The following is an 18325-nucleotide window of genomic DNA, read 5'->3' as shown; positions in this document are numbered from 1 at the left end:
TATTCCACCCGCGTTCGTCTGCTGCCGGCGCGGGCGGTCGGCCGTCATGGTCCCGCGGTGCGTGCGGCTGCCCGTGCGTCACGGCGCCGTCCGGGTGGGCGGTTGCCCGCGGAGCTCACGGCGGAGGATCTTGCCGGTCACCGTCTTGGGCAGCTCGTCGAGCAGCTCGACGCTGCGCGGGTACTTGTAGGCGGCCATGCGCTCCTTGCAGTGCGCGATCAGCTCCTCGGGCGTGGCGCTCGCCCCGGCCTTGAGGCTGACGTACGCCTTCACCGTCTCGCCACGCTTCTCGTCGGGGACGCCGACGACGGCGGACTCCCGGACGGCCGGGTGCTCAGCGAGGACGTCCTCGACCTCGCGTGGCCACACCTTGTAGCCCGAGGCGTTGATCATGTCCTTCTTGCGGTCGACGATGAACACCCAGCCCTCGGGGCTCATGAAGCCGACGTCGCCGCTCTTGAGTGCCCCACCGGGGAGGTTGGCTGCCGTCTCCTCCGGCTTGCCCCAGTAGCCGGCGACGACCTGGGGACCCTCCGCGACGATCTCCCCGATCTCGCCCAGCGGCAGGTCCTGGCCGTCGTCGCCCTGGATGCGGACGATCGTGTTCGGGGCCGGTGCGCCCACCGACAGCGCCCCCGACGTCGGGTCGACCGGGGACGGCGAGCCGAACGGCGTCAGCGTCATCGGGGACGTCGTCTCGGTCAGGCCGTAGGCGTTGTGCACCTGCTTGCCGGTCGCCGCCAGGAAGCCCTGTTCGGCGGTCGGGGAGATCGCCGCGCCGCCGGAGTAGAGCGACGTGAACGAGGCGAAGTGGTCCTTGGTGAAGGCCGGTGCGTTCAGCAGCGCGCTGAACGCGGTGATCGCGCCGATCGTGAACGCCGGACGGTGCTCGAGGAAGGCGTCGAGCACCACGTTCGGGTCGAACCGGTAGGCCAGCACCAGCGGCGCGGGCACCAGCATGCTGACCGCGATGTGCCCGATCAGCCCGGTGATGTGGAACAGCGGCGCGATGCCGAAGATCGCGCCGTCGCGTCCGGCGTGCACCCGGTCCCGGTAGACCTGCGCCGTGAAGGTCACGTTCCGGTGGGTGTTCATCGCACCCTTGGGCACGCCCGTCGTCCCCGACGTGTAGGTCAGGAAGGCGACGTCGTCGGGCGCGAACCGGGCCGGTGGCGGTGTCTGGCCGCGGTGCTCGGCGATGAACTCGAGCAGGTCCGTGGTGCCCTCGTGCCGCTGCCGGGACATCCCGGCGAACAGCCGCTCGTCGTCGCGGGTCTGGAACTCCAGTTCGCTGGTGGTCAGGACCAGGCGCACGCCGGTGTCGGGCACGACCTGCCGGGCCACCTCGGCGTAGAGCGCCTCCAGCGAGACGAGCACCGTCGCCCCGGAGTCCTCCAGCAGGTACGCCAGCTCCCGCTGCCGGCTCATCGGGTTGATCGACACCATGATCCCGCCGGCCTTCCAGGCGGCGACCATCGCGATCACGAACTGCGGCACGTTCTGGAGGTAGACGGCGAGCCGGTCACCGGCCGTGAACCCGTTCGCGAGCAGGCCGGCGGCCAGCCCGTCGCTGAGCTCGTCGAGCTCCCGCCGGGTCAGGCTGCCGTCGAAGTAGGCGAGTGCGACGCCGTCGGGGTCCCGCTCGACCCCGGCACGGAACATCGCGAGCGCGTCCTCGAACTCGATGTCGATGTCGGCCGGCTGGTCGCCGTAGAGGGCGGTCCAGGGCCGTTCGTCGTAGACGCTCATGCCGCCCACTACTTGAGAACGACGGGGTTGACCGGCGACCCGCTGCCCTTGGCGACCTTGAGCGGCGCGGCGACGTAGAGACCCTCGTACTGGCGGTCCTCGGCGCAGTCGGCGGCCAGGCGCTCGAGGTCGGCGATCTCGGTGAGGGTGACCCCGAGGTTGCGCATCAGCGCGTTGTGCAGGACCAGCGCCACGCCGTTGTTCGGGTCGAAGGTGACCTCGTTGGCGATGGTGTCGGTGACCAGGTTGGGGATCTCCATGTCCTGGAACCACTGCACCAGCTCCGGGCTGTAGACCAGGCCGGGCTCGTTGAAGCCCTCGTAGAACGCCTCGCCCTGCTCGAAGAACAGCTGGAGGAAGTTCGTCCGGACCATCAGGACGTCGCGCTTGCGGATCTCGGTGCCCTGGGCCTCGGCGCAGGCGATCAGGTCCTCGTGGGTGAAGGTCTCGCCCTTGTCGAGGTTCGACTTCCCGCGGAAGCGGGCCATGTCCAGCAGCACCCCGCGGCCGACGACGCCGCGCTGGGCGATCGGCTCCACGCTGGCCTTGTCGAGGCCGCCGACGGTGGTGCGAGCGTCGTACCCGTTCCAGATCTTGCCGCCGTACCAGACGTGTCCGAGCCCGTCGTACTGGGTCGAGCCCTGCAGGAACGTGTTGATCTTGTCGTCGGCGTAGTGCAGGCCGCCGGGGTACTGCGGCGCGTCCGCCGAGTCCCAGGTGGACTCGTCGAGGATCTGCGTCCGCTCCGCCGGGGTGCGGCCCGGCCAGACCGGGTCGCCCTTCGGGTCACCGATCAGCCGTTGCAGCGTGAAGACCTTGCCCTGCCGGACCAGTCCGACGGCGGCCAGCACCTGCTCCGGCCCGAGGTAGTTCAGCGAGCCGACCTCGTCGTCGTCCCCCCACTTCCCCCAGTTCGACGGCGAGTCCTTCAGCAGGTCGTCGAGGGAGGGGACGTCGGTGGGGGGAGTGGTCACGGGTGCCTCCAGGGCTGGGAGATGGCTGGCGTGCCGGGTCCCGACGACTATCGCGGCTCTGTGGTGCAGACCACAACCACGTGCGACATTCGGGGCGACCCGCGCGCGTCGCACCGCCCGCCACCGAGAGGGACGCCATGAGCAGCACGTCACCCGCCCCGGCCGAGTCCGTGTTCACCTACGGAGCGCCGCAGCTGAAGTTCGGCAGCGGAGCCTCGGAGGAGATCGGGTTCGACCTGAGCCGGTTGGGTGTGCGCCGCGTGCTCGTGGTCACCGACGCCGGGGTGGCGGCGACCGGCCTGCCGCAGCGGGTGGCCGACCAGATGACGCGGTTCGACATCGAGGCGCGGGTCTACGACGGGGTGCACGTCGAGCCCACCGACGTCAGCCTCGACGCGGCGGTCGAGGAGGCCCGGTCCTCGGGGCCGTGGGACGCCTTCGTCGCCGTGGGGGGCGGCTCGAGCATCGACACCGCCAAGGCGATCAACCTGCTCACCACCAACCCCGGCGAGCTGATGGACTACCTCAACGTGCCGGTCGGCCAGGGGAGGGAGCCGAGCGAGCCGCTCAAGCCGCTGGTCGCCGTCCCGACGACGACCGGCACCGGCGCGGAGAGCACCACGATCTGCGTGCTCGACGTGCTCGCGCTGCGGGTCAAGACGGGCATCAGCTCCCCGCGGCTGCGCCCCACCATGGCGGTCGTCGACCCGGACCTGACGCTCACCCAGCCGCCCGGTGTCACCGCGGCCGCCGGCATGGACATCCTCTGCCACGCCCTCGAGAGCTACACCGCCCGCTGGTACACCACCTACGACCGCAAGAGCCCGGAGCAGCGGGTGCCCTACTGCGGGGCCAACCCGATCTCGGACATGTGGTCGGAGAAGGCCATGACCCTGCTGGCCGGCTCGTTCCGGCGGGCGGTCCGGCACGGCGACGACACCCGTGCGCGGGGCGAGATGGCGATGGCGGCCACGTTCGCCGGGATGGGCTTCGGCAACGCCGGTGTGCACATCCCGCACGCCAACGCCTATCCGATCGCCGGTCAGGTGAAGGACTTCCACCCGAAGGACTACCCGGCCGACGAGCCGATGGTGCCGCACGGGATGTCGGTGGCGCTGACCGCGCCGGAGGCCTTCCGGTTCACCTTCGAGGCGTCTCCCGAGCGGCACGTGCGTGCCGCCCAGCTCCTCGCCCCGAACGCGGGCCGGCCGACCGGCGATGCCGAGTTCCTGCCGATGGTGCTGACCGACCTGATGCGCGACATCGACATGCCCAACGGCATCGCCGCCGTCGGCTTCGCCGAGGGCGACATCCCCGACCTCGTCGAGGGGACGATGAAGCAGCAGCGGCTCCTGGCCACCTGCCCGCGCGAGGTCACCGAGGACGACGTCGCCGGCATCTTCGCCCGGTCGATGACGCTGTGGTGACCCGCGGCCGGTGTGGGCGGCCCGCGTCCGGGTGAGGCTCAGAAGGGCGGCTCCTCGCCGGCGCCCCCGACCGGCGCCGCCCAGGGATCGGGGGAGCTGCTCCGCCCGGCCCCGGTGGGACCGTCGTCGGCCCCGGACCCGCCGCCGGAGCTCCCGCCGGATCGGGCGGTCTTGGTGACCGTCGTCGTCGCGTAGCGGAGCGACGGCCCGATCTCGTCGACCTCCAGCTCGATGACGCTGCGCTTCTCGCCCTCCTTGGTCTCGAAGGAGCGCTGCTTGAGGCGTCCCTGGGCCATCACCCGGGAGCCGCGGGTCAGCGACTCGGCGACGTTCTCCGCCGCCTGCCGCCACACGCTGCACCGCAGGAAGAGCGCGTCGCCGTCCTTCCACTCCTGGGTCTGGCGGTCCAGCGTCCGCGGGGTGGACGCGATGGTGAAGCTGGCGACCGCGGCGCCCGAGGGCGTCCAGCGGAGCTCGGGGTCGCTCGTCAGGTTCCCGATGACGGTGATGACAGTATCGCCGGCCATGATCCGGTCCTCCGTGTTGTCGGTGCTTCGCTCGGGTGAGCACCTGGAGGCTAGGGAGAGCCACTGACGTTTTCCGGCTCGTCCGGGCCGCGGGCGGCCTCCCGGGCGCCGAGGACCGCGGAGTGTCCCCGGGTGGTGTGAGGATCGTTCGTCGGACGGTGCGTCGGCGAGGGGACGGCAGGGTGGGGGAGGCGCGGACCGGGGCGGTCCTGGAGGCCACGCTCGAGCGGATCACGTTCGCCAACGCCCAGACCGGCTACACCGTGGCCCGGGTGGACACCGGCCGGGGCGGTGACCTGGTCACCGTGGTGGGCGCACTGCTGGGTGCCCAGCCGGGGGAGACGCTGCGGCTGCGGGGCCGGTGGGGAGCGCACCCCCAGTACGGCCGGCAGTTCCACGTCGAGGACTACACGACCGTGCTGCCGGCCACCGTGCAGGGCATCCGCCGCTACCTGGGTTCGGGGCTGGTCAAGGGGATCGGCCCGCGGCTGGCCGCGCGGATCGTGGACCACTTCGGCGCCGACGCGCTCCAGGTCATCGAGGAGCGGCCGGAGCGGCTGGCCGAGGTGCCGAACCTGGGCCCCAAGCGCACCAGGCTGATCACCGCGGCCTGGGAGGAGCAGAAGGCCATCAAGGAGGTGATGGTCTTCCTGCAGGGAGTGGGCGTCTCCACCTCGCTGGCCGTGCGGATCTTCCGGCAGTACGGCGGCGCCTCGATCGGCGTGGTCCGCGCCGAGCCCTACCGCCTGGCCGGAGAGGTGTGGGGCATCGGGTTCAAGACGGCCGACACGATCGCCGCCGCCGTGGGGATCCCGCACGACAGCCTGGAGCGGGTCGAGGCGGGGGTGCAGTTCGTGCTCTCCGAGGCGACCGGGCAGGGGCACTGCTTCCTGCCCGAGAGAGACCTGGTGGCCCGGGCGGTCGAGATGCTGCAGGTACCGGGGGCCCTGGTCGGGCACGGTCTCGCCGTGCTGGTCGCCGAACAGGGCGTGATCCGCGAGGAGCTCCCCGGCGCGGACGGGGAGCCCCCGACGGTCGCGTACTACCTCGTCCCCTTCCACCGGGCGGAGGTCTCCCTGGCCGCGGGACTGCGGAGGCTGGCGGCCGCCGACGCCGACCGGATGCCGGCCTTCGCGAGCGTGGACTGGGACGCCGCGCTGAGCTGGCTGCTCCGGCGCACCGGCGTGGAGCTGGCGCCCGGCCAACAGGAGGCGGTGCGCCTGGCCCTGACCGAGAAGGTCGCCGTCCTCACCGGTGGTCCCGGCTGCGGCAAGAGCTTCACGGTCCGCTCGATCGTCGCCCTCGCGGCGGCCAAGGGCGCCCGCATCGTGCTCGCGGCGCCGACCGGCCGGGCCGCGAAGCGGCTCACCGAGCTGTCCGGGGTCGAGGCGGTGACCGTGCACCGGCTGCTGGAGCTCCGTCCCGGCGGGGACGCCGCCTTCGACCGGGAGCGGCCGCTGCAGGCCGACCTCGTCGTCGTCGACGAGTCCTCGATGCTGGACCTGCTGCTGGCCAACAAGCTGGTGCGGGCCGTTCCGCCCGGTGCGCACCTCCTCCTGGTCGGCGACGTCGACCAGCTGCCCTCGGTCGGCGCCGGCGAGGTGCTGCGCGATCTGCTCGCCGAGGGCACCCCGATCCCGCACGTGCGCCTCACGCAGGTCTTCCGCCAGGCCAGCCGGTCGGGGGTGGTGATCAACGCGCACCGGATCAACGCCGGCAGCCGGCCCCAGGTCCGCGGCCTCGACGACTTCTTCCTGTTCAGCACCGACGACGCCGAGGAGGCCGCCCGCCTCACCGTGGACGTCGTCGTGCGCCGGATCCCGGCCCGCTTCGGCCTCGACCCGCGCCGCGACGTCCAGGTGCTCACTCCCGTGCACCGCGGACCGGCCGGCGCCGCCGCGCTCAACGAGCTGCTCCAGGAGGCGCTGACCCCCGCTCGGCCGGACCGCGCCGAGAAGCGGTTCGGCGGCCGGGTGTTCCGCGTCGGGGACAAGGTCAGCCAGATCCGCAACGACTACGACAAGGGCGCGAACGGGGTCTTCAACGGCACCCAGGGCGTCGTCACCGCCGTCGACGGCGTCGAGCAGACCCTCACCGTCGTCACCGACGAGGGGGAGAGCATCGCCTACGACTTCGGTGAGCTCGACGAGCTGGTGCACGCCTACGCCGTCACCGTGCACCGTTCCCAGGGCAGCGAGTACCCCTGCGTCGTCATCCCGCTGACCACGAGCGCCTGGATGATGCTGCAGCGCAACCTGCTGTACACCGCCGTCACCCGCGCCAAGCAGCTCGTGGTCCTCGTCGGCTCGACCCGTGCCCTCGGCCAGGCCGTGCGCGCCACCGGCTCGGGACGCCGGCACACCGCCCTCGCCTCCCGCCTCCGCGGCCGGCCGAGCGACGACGACCCCGCACCGTTCTCACTCGCCGTCTGACCGGGCGGAACCCAGCTGGCCGGGGCCCGTTCTGCGGATCCGCTGCGCCGACCGTTCACGGCGCCTTGAGTGGCCCGCCAGGGACACCGCAGGCGTACGCCTGGGGCCGTCGTCACTCGGTACGCCCAGGGTCAGCAGTCCCTCTGGATCGACGGCCTCGACGAGCTCATCCACCCGGCGGCGCAGGCCCTCCCACCACTCGTGGAGGAGCCCGTCCCGGCTGGACACCAAGCCGGGTTGTCGGAGAAGGGCCACCGGGTGTCCCTGAGGTCGCACTCTGTCCCTCGGCGGCCCGTTCAGGGACACCACGCCGGCTCCCACCGGAGGTGAGGCGGTGAGGTGGCCACCCCATCGTCGACGGGCTCCCCTTGTCGATGCGACGGTCTCCGCAAGGGTCGAGTCCCCGCAGAAGCTGGCCTGTTCCGGGGACCGAAGGCGATGTGGCAGAGGTTGGCTCCCAAGCACCGGCGCTGGACGCCGGCGGGGCTCGCCACGACTTGGACCACTGAAGCCCTCCTCTCTGTTGAGGGACCCGCGAGGCCGTCTGCGTCAGGCGGCGGCGATCGCCAGCCCGTGCAGCGGCTCGGCGACGCGCAGCCGGTCGCAGATCTGATCCAGGCAGCTGCCGCACCCGGTGCCCGCACCGCAGGCGTCGCCGACCTCCTCCTCCGTGCGTGCCCCGGCGTCGATGGTCTGGGCCAGTTCGGACTCGCTGACGGCGAAGCAGATACAGACGTACACGGCGTGCTCTCCCGGGGTGAGGCCTCCGGCCACTGGGATCCGGCGGGGGACTCTCCACAGCATCCGGCGTGAGCATGCGCCCCGCTGTACCGATCCGGACGCCGTCCGTGACGAATGAGGACGCGCGCCGGCCGGGTCGGACCGCCCGCAGGGCAGGGCTTGATCGCGCGGTGCCGTCGGTCGGCGCGTCCGCCCAGATCGCTTCCGGATCGTGGCAGGAGGGGAGTGCTGCTCAGCCTTCCTGGCTCCGGACCGCCGTGCTCTCGCGTGTCACCGCCGGCACGGGTCTCGGCTCGGCGGCGTGCTGGCGTCCCACGGCCGCCGGATCAGATCGGCCAGCACTGCCGCCCGCAGTTCGCCGATCGGGCGGGGGTCACCGTCGGCCTCGAGCATCGCCGCCAGCCGGTCGACGGCGTCCAGGCACTCCGCCGACACCGGCGTGGGCAGATCCGCGGCCGGCGTGCTCATCCCCTCCAGGTGCGAGGGGTGGGAGCGCACGTCGGCCTGCCGCTGGGCGTCCTCCCGGCGCGCATCCACGGCGTCGGTGTCGAGTTCCAGGAGCAGCGCCAGCGCCCGGCGGCGCAACCGCCCGGTCGGCGGCCGAGTGGCCTCGGGCAGCAGCCGGGCCTCGATCTGCCGGGCGATCTCGGATGAGGCGTGCGCGAGGACGTCGGCGAGCACCTTCGCCCGCGGCTCGTCGAGGACACCGTCGGCCATCGCCGCCCGGGTGGCCGGCAGGTTGGTCCGGAGCACCCACGCCCGGTGGGCCAGGTGGGAGGCGGTGCCTCGGCCGCAGTTGAGCACGACGGCCAGTTCGGCGCAGAAGAACTCCGACACCCCGGGGAGCTCGGTGTCCGGGGCCCAGGAACCCCTTCGCGCGCCGGGGTGGCCGGGCGGCGGGTCGAGGGTGTCCGGGGTGTCGTCGGCGAGGGCCATGAGGAGTTCGGCCTCGTAGGCGGCGTCCATCGCCCGCCGGGCCTGCACCCGCTGCAACTCCGCCGCCTTCTGCTCGCTGCTCAGCAGGCCGACGGGCAGCGCGCGGTCGGGCAGTGGCTGGGCCACGGACCAGTCGAACAGGAGCCCCTCGACCGACTCCTGGCCCCCGATCCGCGTCATGAGGCGAACACACGGAGGGGGTCCGACAGTTCCGGGCGCTGAGCAGGGGATTCGCCCGAGGACCGGTGGTGGTGGGTCGATGTCGGCCGGATTACGCCGCGAGCGAACGACGACACGCCCCTCTCCCGGCTGACCTGGGATTTCGTCTCTGACGCCGCGATGTGCTTGCCCAAGACGGCGCAGATGTGTCAGCACCCCCTCATAGCTTTCGGGTCGACATCTTCCCCGTGTCGACAAGGAGCTCACGATGGCCCTCAACGGCCTGAAGACCCGCAAGCCCACCGGCCGCGTCCCGTGGCCGTGCATCCTCCTCGAGGGCGAGGAGAAGGCCGGCAAGTCCTACGCGCTGGCGCAGTTCTCCGCCAGCACCAAGATCGGCGCCCTGTACTGGATCGACCTCAACGAGGGTGCCGCCGACGAGTACGGCGCGATCCCGGGCACCAAGTACCAGGTGGTCGAGCACGACGGCTCCTACGCCCAGGTGCTGGCCGCCGTCCAGGCGGTGAAGGCCGAGGCGCGCCGCGCGGCCGACGCCGGCGAGCCGCCGGTGGTGCTCGGCATCGACACCGGATCGGCGGTCTGGGACGGACTGAAGGACTGGGCCAGCGCCCGCGCGGCCAAGTCCACCCGCAACCGCGAGCTGCTCAAGCGCGACCCCAACGCCGAGATCGTCATCAGCCAGAACCTGTGGAACGACGCGGGTGCCCGCTGGCGCAAGCTGCAGACGGAGCTGCTCACCTTCCCCGGCATCGTGGTGGTGACCGCTCGGGGCAAGGAGGTCACCGAGGTCGACGCCAACGGCCGCCCGATCGAGGGGCAGAAGACCTGGTCGGTGCAGACCCACCGGGAGTTCCCCTACGCGGCCAGTGTCTGGGTGCGCCTGCGTCGCGGGCGCCGCCCGCTGATCGTCGGCGCGCGCAGCGTGCACGTGGGCATCAAGCCGAACGACGACCCCGCCAAGGAGGTCACCGACCCCAGGACGAACGGCCGGCTGCTGGAGTGGCTGGTCTTCGACGCCCTCAGGTGCGACCCGGGCACCGCGCACGTCCGGGACCTCGTCCCCTTCCACGGCGGCGGTCTGCTCGAGCACGAGCGCACCGAGGAGGCCAGGACCGGCCGGACGAGCCAGCGGAGCGAGCCGGACGTCGCCGACCTGGTCGCCCGGATCCGGGACGCCGTGGACGACGACGACCTGCGCGAGGCGTGGGCCGAGGCCAACCGCAGCGCACTGCTGCAGGTCGACGTCCCCACCGCCGACGGTTCGTACACCGTCGGGGAGCTGATCCAGGCCCGGCACGAGGAGTTCCTCGAGGCGTCGGTGCAGGCCCACCCCGCTGGTCGCCGCAGAGGCGAGGCGTCCTCGACGCCGCCCGCGCCGACGACCCCGGCCGCGGTCGTGGCGGCCGCCCGGGCCGCCGCCTCGGCCGCGGCCGCCACCGATGGGGAGGACGCGCCGGCGAACCCGCTGCTGGAGGCCTCGCCGACGCCGGACGACCCGCGGGATCGCCGGCTCACCGCGGCCCGCCGGGGCGTGCTCGCCAGCCTCGAGTCCCTCGGCATGACCGACGAGCAGATCGGCGAGCGGTTCGGCCGGCCCGTCGAGCACGTGGCCACCAAGCGGCTGACCGCCCTCGTCCGCGAGGTGATCGCCACCCAGCGGGCGGGTCTGGCCGGGCAGCAGGAGATCTCCGCGTGACCGCGGTCCTGCCCGCCCGCCCCAGCGCCGCCGAGCGGCGGGCCGCCCCGAGCCTGGCCGCGGCGGTCCGTGACCTCGACCGCCGCCGGGCCCGCTCCCGGCAGCGGATGATCGGCGCCTCCGAGCTCGGCGAGTGCCGGCGCCGGGCGGCCTACCGGGTCGCCCGGCGCCGGCCCACCAACACCCGCACCGGGCTGCAGGCCTTCCTCGGCACCGAGCTGCACCGTGGGGTGCTGCGCGCGCTGCGCCGCCAGTACGGCGGGCTGACCGAGGTCGCGCTCCGGGGCGAGCAGGTCAAGGGCCGCTGCGACTGGTGGCACGCCCCGGTCGTCGAGGACCTCAAGACCACGTCCCGGTTCGGGTTCGAGCGGATCCTCACCCGTGGGGTGCCCGCCAAGCACTGGTTCCAGGTGGCGGTCTACGCCTGGCTCCTCCGCACCGGGCAGATCCACGACCGGCGGCTCCCGGCCGGCGACGGGCAGGACGTCGAGGGGCTGCGCATCCGCTACCTCTCCCGCGACTCGGGCGAGGACGTCGTCTTCGAGGCCGACCACGACCCGGCGCTGACCGCCGAGGCCCTCCTGTGGCTCACCGAGGTGTACGCCACCGTCGAGGACGAGGGGGAGCAGGCCGCTCCCCGCGACGGGTTCGGGCCCGGAGTCGACACCATGTGCGACTGGTGCCCGTTCCTGGACCTGTGCTGGGGCCCGCCCGTGGACCCGGAGACCGAGGGCGACGGCTCCCGCCAGTCCCGCCTGACGGTCACCGACGAGGACTACGCCGACGCCGTCCACGACTACGACGCCTGGCGCGCCGCGGAGAACGAGGCCAGGCGGCACAAGGAGTTCGCGCGGGAGCGGCTGCGGGGCCGGTCCGGGCCGGCGGACGACCTGTACTGCGAGTGGTCCGGGGGCGGCCTGCGCACGCAGGTCGACAAGGACGCCGCGGTCGAGCGGCTGACCGAGCTGGGGGAGGACGTGCCCACCCGGAGGATCCGCACCCCGCAGACGATCCGGGTCACCCGGAACGGCACCGGGAGGTAGTCATGACCACCGTCTCCACGAGCCACCTGGCCGCCGGGGAGCCGGTCCTGACCAGCGACGTCGTCGGCACGGACTTCGGCCTGCCGCTGGTCCGGCCGACCAGGAGCAGACAGGGCAGCCGGGTGCGGGTCGTGCGCTCGCGCTGCCGGGCCCACGGGGGAGTGGTCGTGTGGTTCACCGACGGGACCAAGACCCCGCCGCTGCACGGGCGCACCAGCTGGATCGTGGCCGGGCCCGGGCCGGGCGCACCCGCACCCGCTCCCGCGCGCGTCGTGGTGTGACGCGGAGGCGCCGGTCAGGACGACTCCCGGTGCACCTGCCGCTCGTCGTCGACGGCGGCGCGGAGCCTGTCCACCGTCGCCTGGGCCTCCATCTCGAGCCCGCCGAAGGTCTCCTCGACGAGCTGCAGCCGCTCCCACCAGGCCTGCAGCGCGGCCGGGTCGGCGAGGTCGGAAGGCTCCAGGGCCAGCAGCCCCCGGATCGACGCGTCGGCCGCCTCGAGCACACCGGAGTCGTCGTCCGGAGACCGTGCGCGAGCCGTCCAGAACACCTCCGCCCACAACGCGGCGACGCCGTGGCCACCGGCCGGCGGCACGCTCTGCGGAAAGGCCCGCCGCCGGTCCCCGGCGACCGCCACGAGCCGCAGCGCCAGCAGCTGACGCACCCGCCGCAGGAACTCCGGTGCCACGGCGACCCGCGCCGGCGCCGACCGGGCGCCCGCCATCCGTCCGTACGCGGCGGCCACCCGCTGCCCGCACCGCTGGGTGCGGTCCCACAGCTCGTAGGCCGTCAGCTCCGCGAGGGCGCCGGGTTCGTCGTCCGCGTCGAAGCCGTCGGTCACGCCGCGGACGCTAGAGCCCCCTGCTGACTCTCTCCGGCCGACGCGCCCGGCCGCGTCGGGGGTCGAGTGGCACGCGAGGTCGATGGCCGCCGGTCACCGGTCGTCCCGCCCCGTCCTGACGGCCGGGTCGGCGTGCAGGTCGATCCGCGACGTCTCCGGCGCCAGGAGGACGCAGACCGTGGTGAGGACCAGCACCGCGACCACGTACAGGGACACGGCCAGGGAGGTGTCGTAGCGGTCGAGCAGGGCCACCGAGATGATGGGGGCCAGGGCTCCGCCGAGGATCCCCGCCAGCTGGTAGCCCATCGAGGCGCCGGTGTACCGGACCCTGGTCGGGAACATCTCGGCGATGAACGAGGCCTGCGGGCCGTACATCGCGGCGTGGAAGACGAGCGCGATCACCGTCGCGAGGGCGATCAGCGCGAAGCGGCCGGTGTCCAGCAGGGCGAAGAACACGAAGACCCAGATCGCGGCGCCGACCGCGCCGAAGAGGTAGACCGGCCGGCGTCCGAACCTGTCCGACAGCCCGCCGAACCACGGGATCAGGAACACCTGCACCGCGGCGGCGATCAGGACCGCGTTGAGCGCGTAGCTGCTCGGCAGCTCCAGGTACGTCGCGACGTACGTGGTGATGAACAGGATGAAGGTGTAGAACGCGACGTCGACACCGATCCGCGCGCCGATCGCGAGCAGCACCCGCGACGGGTACCGGCGCAGCACGTCGACGATCGGCGCCTTCACCTTGGCGTCGTGCTCCTCGACCTCGCGGAACAGCGGACTCTCGGCGATCGTCAGCCGGATCCACAGCCCCACGAGCACGAGGACGCCGCTGAGCAGGAACGGGATCCGCCATCCCCAGTCGACGAAGGCCGACTCGGAGGTGACCGCTCCCATCAGCGACAGCACCCCGTTTGCCAGCAGCAACCCGATCGGCACCCCCACCTGCGGCCAGCTGGCGTTGAGCCCGCGCCGGTGCGCGGAGCCGGACTCGAGCGTCATCAGCACCGCGCCGCCCCACTCCCCGCCGAGCCCCAGACCCTGGAGGAAGCGCAGCGCCACCAGCAGCAGCGGGGCCCACACGCCGATCGACTCGTACGTGGGCAGCACGCCGATCAGGAAGGTGGCGACGCCCATGATCAGCAACGTCACCACGAGCACGTTCTTGCGGCCGAGCTTGTCGCCGTAGTGGCCGAACACGATCCCGCCCAGCGGCCGGGCCACGAAGCCGACCGCGTACGTCGTGAACGCGAGCAGGGTCCCGACGAGCGGGTCGAAGCTGGGGAAGAAGATCTGGTTGAACACCAGCGCGGCGGCCGTGCCGTAGATGAAGAAGTCGTACCACTCCAGGGAGGTGCCCACGAGGCTGGCCACGATGACGCGACGCACGGACGAGGCCTGGGCTGTGCTGGCGGTGGGTGGCATCGGGATCTCCCTTGGAACTCGTCCGCGGTCGGAGCAGCCTCAGCACAGACCCGACCCCGGCTGCGCGCAACAAGGGAGATCCGCGCCGTCCCACCGGGTGGTGCTCAGGACCCCGCAGGCGCGACGTCGTCGTAGAGGATGGCCATGCGGTCGATGAACCAGGTCTTGCCGGCCATCTGGACCGCCAGTCCGAACAGGACCATCCAGCCGTCCCGCACGACGAGGCCCCTCGCGATGAACGGCACGCCCAGGGCACTGATGGCGCCGAGGACGTTCGGCGCGACCCGGTGCCGCGGGGGGACCGGGACCTCCTTCCGGTTCCCCCAGTAGGTCTCGCCCAGCACGCCTCTGGACGCCCAGTGGTCCAGCGAGCGCGGTGGCGGGAACGCCCTGGGGTTGATCACGGTCCACGCGCCGACCAGTCCGACCGGCACGAGTGACCACCAGCCGATCCGGTGGCGGCTCCAGATCGCCGCGGCCATCAGTGGCGGGATGGGCATGCGCGTGTAGACGCTCCACGGATTGGCATGGCGCTGCCAGCTGTCCCCCTCGAGCCCGAATGCCTTGGCCATCCTCGTGTCCAGGGACATGTCGATCTCCCCTTGCGTGCACGCCGTCGAGGTCGTGGTCGTCAGGGTCCTCACCCCGGGTGTGCCGGCACAACACCCTGGTGCGCACCGATGAGGTCGTGCGCGCGAGTCGGTCCTCCTCGTGTGGCCTCGCGGACCGTGCCGGGCCCCGTTCGCGCAGGAGCGCACCATGACCAACGACACGACGACCAACGACACGACCACCCGGGCCACCGGTCCCCGGGCCGAGGCGCTGCGCACCCTCGACCGCCTGGTCGGCACCTGGACCGTCTCGGGCCCCGACGGCCTGACCGGCGAGGTCCGCTACGAGTGGATGGACGGCGGGGGCTTCCTGGTCCAGCACGTGGACCTGCACTCGGCCGGCGAGCACACCCGCGGCGTGGAGTACATCGGGTACGACGAGGCCGGCGGCGAGCTGCGGTCCCACTTCTTCGGCGCGGGCGGGGAGATCCTCGAGTACACCTACCGGCTCGAGGGTGACGTCCTCCGCATCTGGTTCGGCGGGACGGACTCCCCGGCCCGCTTCGAGGGGCGGTTCAGCGCCGACGGCACGACCAACTCCGGAGCCTGGCAGTGGCCGGGCGGGGGCTACGCGTCGACGATGACCCGCGCCGCCTGAGCCCTGCGCCCTCGACGGTCACGGCGAGCCGTCCGGGCAGCCCTTCGCGGCGACCACCGTCGCGGCGACGGCGGTCCGGTGGTCTCGCGTCCACGGTGGGCCCCACCTGGCGCGCGGGCCGTCGAGGACTCGGCCGGCGTCGGCCCCGAGGCGCGCGGTGGCCAGGTCGAGGACCTGCTTCGGGTCGTAGAGGTGGACCCGCCAGCCCCTCGCCTCGGCGACCTCGGCGAGGACGTGCCGGTACATGACGGCGTCGGCGCGCGATTCGTACGGTGGGCGGCGCAGTGCGGCGATGTCGGCCGGGAGGCCGGATCGGGAGGCCCGCAGGGAGATCGACAGGATCGGCCCCGCCAGGTCGGCGGCCAGGCGGTCGAGCGACTCCGCCGTCGCGAGGGCGGCCGACGCCCGCACCTGCGCGACCAGCGACGCCAGGGCCGCGTCATCGAGACGCCGCGACGTGTGCTGGGGCCACGCGCCGCCTTCGTGGTGGATCGGCGCGACCGGGAGGCCGGTCCCGACCAGCTCGATCCGCCGACGATCGAGGACCTCGTGGTCGGCCGACGTCGTCACCGTGACGGCCCATCCCAGGTGATCGGCGACGCCCACGTGCACCGGGGCAGTCTTGCAGGCACGCCCCCGTGACCGGCCCGATCTCGTTCGGGCCGGTGTGGGCGGCGGCACCGCTGGAGCGACCGGCCGGGAATGGCGCGCCCTCGCACACGTTGACACGACCGAGGTGCCGACGCCGAGACCGCAGCCGGTCGTCCGACGTCGGCTACCGTGGTCCCTGTCCACGAGCCCACCGCCGGCGGCTCCGGGTCCGCCCTCGGGAGCCTGTCGAGGCCCGCGGCGTCGATCTCCGGAGATCCGCAGGCCGGCTCGGCGTTCGGAGGACCAGGTCCCTCGCTCCGGGGCGTTCCTCGCCCCGCCCGCGGGACCGTACGGCATGCCGAGGCCACCGTGGCCGGCATTCCAGAGGAGGAGTCTGTGGCTCGACCAGGCCAGCGCCAGGCGGGCGGTCGCCGGACCGCCCCGCGGGACCAGCGACGGGTCCGCCGCGGCGACGTCGTCGCCGTGCTCGCCCGGACCGTCCGTGAGGTCGAGGCGGCGGTCCAGCGCGGCCGCGTGACGCCTGCCGTGCGCACGAAGTTCCAGGCCGTCGCCCTGCTGCTGCGGGACGAGCGGGCCCGCGTCCAGGCCGACGCGGCCGTCAGCGACGGTCATCGGGCCGAGCAGCTCAAGCGCCTGGACGGCATCGCGACGATCCTCGCGACGACCGCGGTGCGCGACGTCGGGCTGCTGGCCCTGCTCGCCGAGGACGCCGTCGCCTCGGACGCGGCCCGGGCGCTCAAGCGGGACATGCTGAAGGCCGTCGGCGTCGAGCCGCCCCCCGAGGAGGTCCCGCCGACGGAGCCCCCGGCTGCTCCCGCCGCTCCCGAGCGCCGCGTCGTGCCGCAGTCGGTGATCTCCCGACAGCTGGCCAACCCCTTCCTCGCACCCGACTTCTCCGCCGCTCGGCAGCCGGCTCCCCGTCCGCGCCGCCTGGCCGACTGGGAGCTGATCGGACCCCTCCTCAGCTCCTTCGAGCGCGCCGGTGGCGGGGACTCGGCGTGCATGCCCCTCCCCGCGCCGTCGTCGCGGAGGGCGCCGCAGGGTCTGGAGCTGATGCCGCACCAGGCCCAGCTCGTCGCCGCGACCGCCGCCGGTCACCGCAGGTTCCTCCTCGCTGACGAGCCGGGTCTGGGCAAGACGGCCCAGGCACTGCTCGCTGCGGACGCGGCGGACGCCTACCCGCTGCTCGTGGTCGTGCCGAACGTCGTCAAGACCAACTGGGCTCGAGAGGCCGGCCGCTGGACCCCCCACCGCGCGGCCACCGTGGTCCAGGGCGACGGTGACACGGTCGACGGCTTCGCCGACATCATCGTCGTCAACTACGAGGTCCTCGACCGCCACGTGGGCTGGCTCGGCGACTTCGGCTTCCGCGGCATGGTCGTCGACGAGGCGCACTTCATCAAGAACCGGACGTCCCAGCGCTCCCAGCACGTGCTGGAGCTCTCCGACCGCATCCGGTCGCGCACGCCGCGGCCCCTGCTGATGGCCCTCACCGGCACCCCGCTGATCAACGACATCGACGACTTCCGGGCCATCTGGCAGTTCCTCGGCTGGATCGACGGCGCCAAGCCGCTCGGCGAGCTGATGGACGCGCTCGAGGACACCGGTCTGACGCCTGCCGACCCGGGCTTCTACGCCGCCGCCCGCCGGTGCGTCATCGACCTCGGGATCGTCCGCCGGCGCAAGGCGGACGTGGCCGCCGACATCCCTGCCCGCCGCATCGCCGACCTCCCCGTCGAGCTGGACGGGCCGGCCGGCCGGTCGATCCGGGCGGCCGAGCGGGAGCTCGCCCGCCGGATGGTGGCGCGGTACGAGACCGCCGTCGCGAACCAGGCGTCCACCGCCGACGTCGAGGGCATCGACCACGACCTCGTGCGCCGGGTCGCCCGCTGGGAGCTCAAGGACGCGACCACCGCGCAGGCCGGCGAGAACGTGTTCAGCATGATGCGGCGCATCGGCCAGGCGAAGGCCGCCCTCGCCGCGGACTACGCGGCACAGCTGGCCCGCAGCGCCGGCAAGGTGGTCTTCTTCGCCAAGCACGTCGACGTGATGGACGCCGCCGAGGAGACCTTCGCCCGGCAGGGTGTCCGGTTCTCGTCGATCCGTGGCGACCAGACGCCCGCGTCGCGGCAGCGGAACATCGACGCCTTCGTCAACGACCGGGACGTGGCCGTCGCGGTCTGCTCGTTGACCGCGGCCGGCGTGGGCCTGAACCTGCAGGTCGCCTCGAACATCGTGCTCGCCGAGCTGTCCTGGACCGACGCGGAGCAGACCCAGGCCATCGACCGCAGCCACCGGATCGGTCAGACCGAACCGGTCACCGCGTGGCGCATCATCGCCGCGCAGACGATCGACGCCCGGATCGCCGAGCTGATCGACAGCAAGGCGGGGCTCGCCGCCCGGGCGCTCGACGGGTCGGACGAGGAGGTCTCGTCGTCGGCCGACGTGCAGCTCGAGGCCCTGGTCACGCTGTTGACCGACGCACTGGCGGCGGTGCCGCAGTCGGGCGCGGCCTGACCGACGGGCCTCAACCGCA

General features: G+C 73.0%; 16 protein-coding genes. 7 read left to right on the top strand and 9 right to left on the bottom strand.

Annotated elements, in window-relative coordinates; translation table 11 throughout:
• Positions 1 to 78: 78 nt before the first annotated feature.
• Positions 79 to 1749, bottom strand: coding sequence for an AMP-binding protein (locus MY526_RS01875; protein ID WP_436689557.1), 1671 nt, complete (start codon positions 1747 to 1749; stop codon positions 79 to 81).
• Between the two features lie 8 nt (positions 1750 to 1757).
• Positions 1758 to 2723: a cyclase family protein gene (locus tag MY526_RS01870; RefSeq protein ID WP_436703103.1), complete on the bottom strand. Its 966-nt coding sequence runs from the start codon at positions 2721 to 2723 to the stop codon at positions 1758 to 1760.
• Between the two features lie 137 nt (positions 2724 to 2860).
• Between MY526_RS01870 and MY526_RS01865 the strand changes: the two genes are divergently transcribed.
• Positions 2861 to 4150: a hydroxyacid-oxoacid transhydrogenase gene (locus MY526_RS01865; protein ID WP_436689561.1), complete on the top strand. Its 1290-nt coding sequence runs from the start codon at positions 2861 to 2863 to the stop codon at positions 4148 to 4150.
• A 38-nt stretch (positions 4151 to 4188) separates the two neighbouring features.
• Here MY526_RS01865 and MY526_RS01860 read toward each other — a convergent pair whose 3' ends face one another.
• A complete protein-coding gene (locus MY526_RS01860) occupies positions 4189 to 4677 on the bottom strand; it encodes a single-stranded DNA-binding protein (protein ID WP_436689563.1) in 489 nt (162 codons plus the stop codon).
• 182 nt (positions 4678 to 4859) lie between these two features.
• Here MY526_RS01860 and recD2 point away from each other — a divergent pair, with 182 nt between their 5' ends.
• Positions 4860 to 7109, top strand: coding sequence for an SF1B family DNA helicase RecD2 (recD2, locus tag MY526_RS01855; RefSeq protein ID WP_436703102.1), 2250 nt, complete (start codon positions 4860 to 4862; stop codon positions 7107 to 7109).
• A gap of 549 nt (positions 7110 to 7658) precedes the next feature.
• Here the strand turns inward: recD2 and MY526_RS01850 are convergent.
• Entirely contained in the window at positions 7659 to 7850 is a 192-nt protein-coding gene (locus MY526_RS01850) for a (2Fe-2S)-binding protein (protein WP_436689567.1), read from the bottom strand.
• A 270-nt stretch (positions 7851 to 8120) separates the two neighbouring features.
• Positions 8121 to 8966 (bottom strand): DUF222 domain-containing protein, encoded by an 846-nt coding sequence (locus MY526_RS01845; RefSeq protein ID WP_436703101.1) that lies wholly within the window; start codon positions 8964 to 8966, stop codon positions 8121 to 8123.
• Between the two features lie 247 nt (positions 8967 to 9213).
• Between MY526_RS01845 and MY526_RS01840 the strand changes: the two genes are divergently transcribed.
• Genes MY526_RS01840 through MY526_RS01830 form a run of 3 tightly spaced genes read left to right on the top strand, consistent with a single transcriptional unit; the run spans position 9214 to position 11986 of the window.
• A complete protein-coding gene (locus MY526_RS01840; RefSeq protein ID WP_436703100.1) occupies positions 9214 to 10662 on the top strand; it encodes a hypothetical protein in 1449 nt (482 codons plus the stop codon).
• The gene (locus MY526_RS01835; protein ID WP_436703099.1) at positions 10659 to 11705 is read left to right on the top strand and encodes a PD-(D/E)XK nuclease family protein; all 1047 of its coding nucleotides are present in this window, start codon (positions 10659 to 10661) and stop codon (positions 11703 to 11705) included. Before MY526_RS01840 ends, MY526_RS01835 begins: the two co-directional genes overlap by 4 nt.
• 2 nt (positions 11706 to 11707) lie before the next feature.
• Positions 11708 to 11986 carry a hypothetical protein gene (locus tag MY526_RS01830; RefSeq protein ID WP_436689575.1) on the top strand — a complete coding sequence of 93 codons (279 nt, stop codon included), beginning with the start codon at positions 11708 to 11710 and terminating at the stop codon, positions 11984 to 11986.
• Positions 11987 to 12000: 14 nt separating this feature from the next.
• Here MY526_RS01830 and MY526_RS01825 read toward each other — a convergent pair whose 3' ends face one another.
• From MY526_RS01825 to MY526_RS01815, 3 genes are all read right to left on the bottom strand, one after another.
• On the bottom strand, positions 12001 to 12546 hold the full coding sequence (locus MY526_RS01825) for a hypothetical protein (protein WP_436689577.1): 546 nt from the start codon (positions 12544 to 12546) through the stop codon (positions 12001 to 12003).
• 93 nt (positions 12547 to 12639) lie between these two features.
• Complete coding sequence (locus MY526_RS01820; RefSeq protein ID WP_436689578.1) at positions 12640 to 13932, bottom strand: MFS transporter; 1293 nt, start codon at positions 13930 to 13932, stop codon at positions 12640 to 12642.
• Between the two features lie 140 nt (positions 13933 to 14072).
• Positions 14073 to 14558, bottom strand: a complete 486-nt coding sequence (locus tag MY526_RS01815) for a DUF6653 family protein (protein ID WP_436689580.1) — start codon at positions 14556 to 14558, stop codon at positions 14073 to 14075.
• A gap of 169 nt (positions 14559 to 14727) precedes the next feature.
• Here MY526_RS01815 and MY526_RS01810 point away from each other — a divergent pair, with 169 nt between their 5' ends.
• The gene (locus tag MY526_RS01810; protein WP_436689582.1) at positions 14728 to 15177 is read left to right on the top strand and encodes a hypothetical protein; all 450 of its coding nucleotides are present in this window, start codon (positions 14728 to 14730) and stop codon (positions 15175 to 15177) included.
• Between the two features lie 18 nt (positions 15178 to 15195).
• Here MY526_RS01810 and MY526_RS01805 read toward each other — a convergent pair whose 3' ends face one another.
• Complete coding sequence (locus MY526_RS01805) at positions 15196 to 15789, bottom strand: hypothetical protein (protein WP_436703098.1); 594 nt, start codon at positions 15787 to 15789, stop codon at positions 15196 to 15198.
• Positions 15790 to 16164: 375 nt separating this feature from the next.
• Between MY526_RS01805 and MY526_RS01800 the strand changes: the two genes are divergently transcribed.
• The gene (locus tag MY526_RS01800; protein WP_436689586.1) at positions 16165 to 18306 is read left to right on the top strand and encodes a DEAD/DEAH box helicase; all 2142 of its coding nucleotides are present in this window, start codon (positions 16165 to 16167) and stop codon (positions 18304 to 18306) included.
• Positions 18307 to 18325: the final 19 nt, after the last annotated feature.

The organism is Geodermatophilus sp. CPCC 205761 (assembly GCF_051383655.1).
GTDB lineage: Bacteria > Actinomycetota > Actinomycetes > Mycobacteriales > Geodermatophilaceae > Geodermatophilus.
The sequence above is the reverse complement of the archived record's forward strand: the minus strand, read 5'-3'. Positions and strand labels throughout refer to the sequence as shown.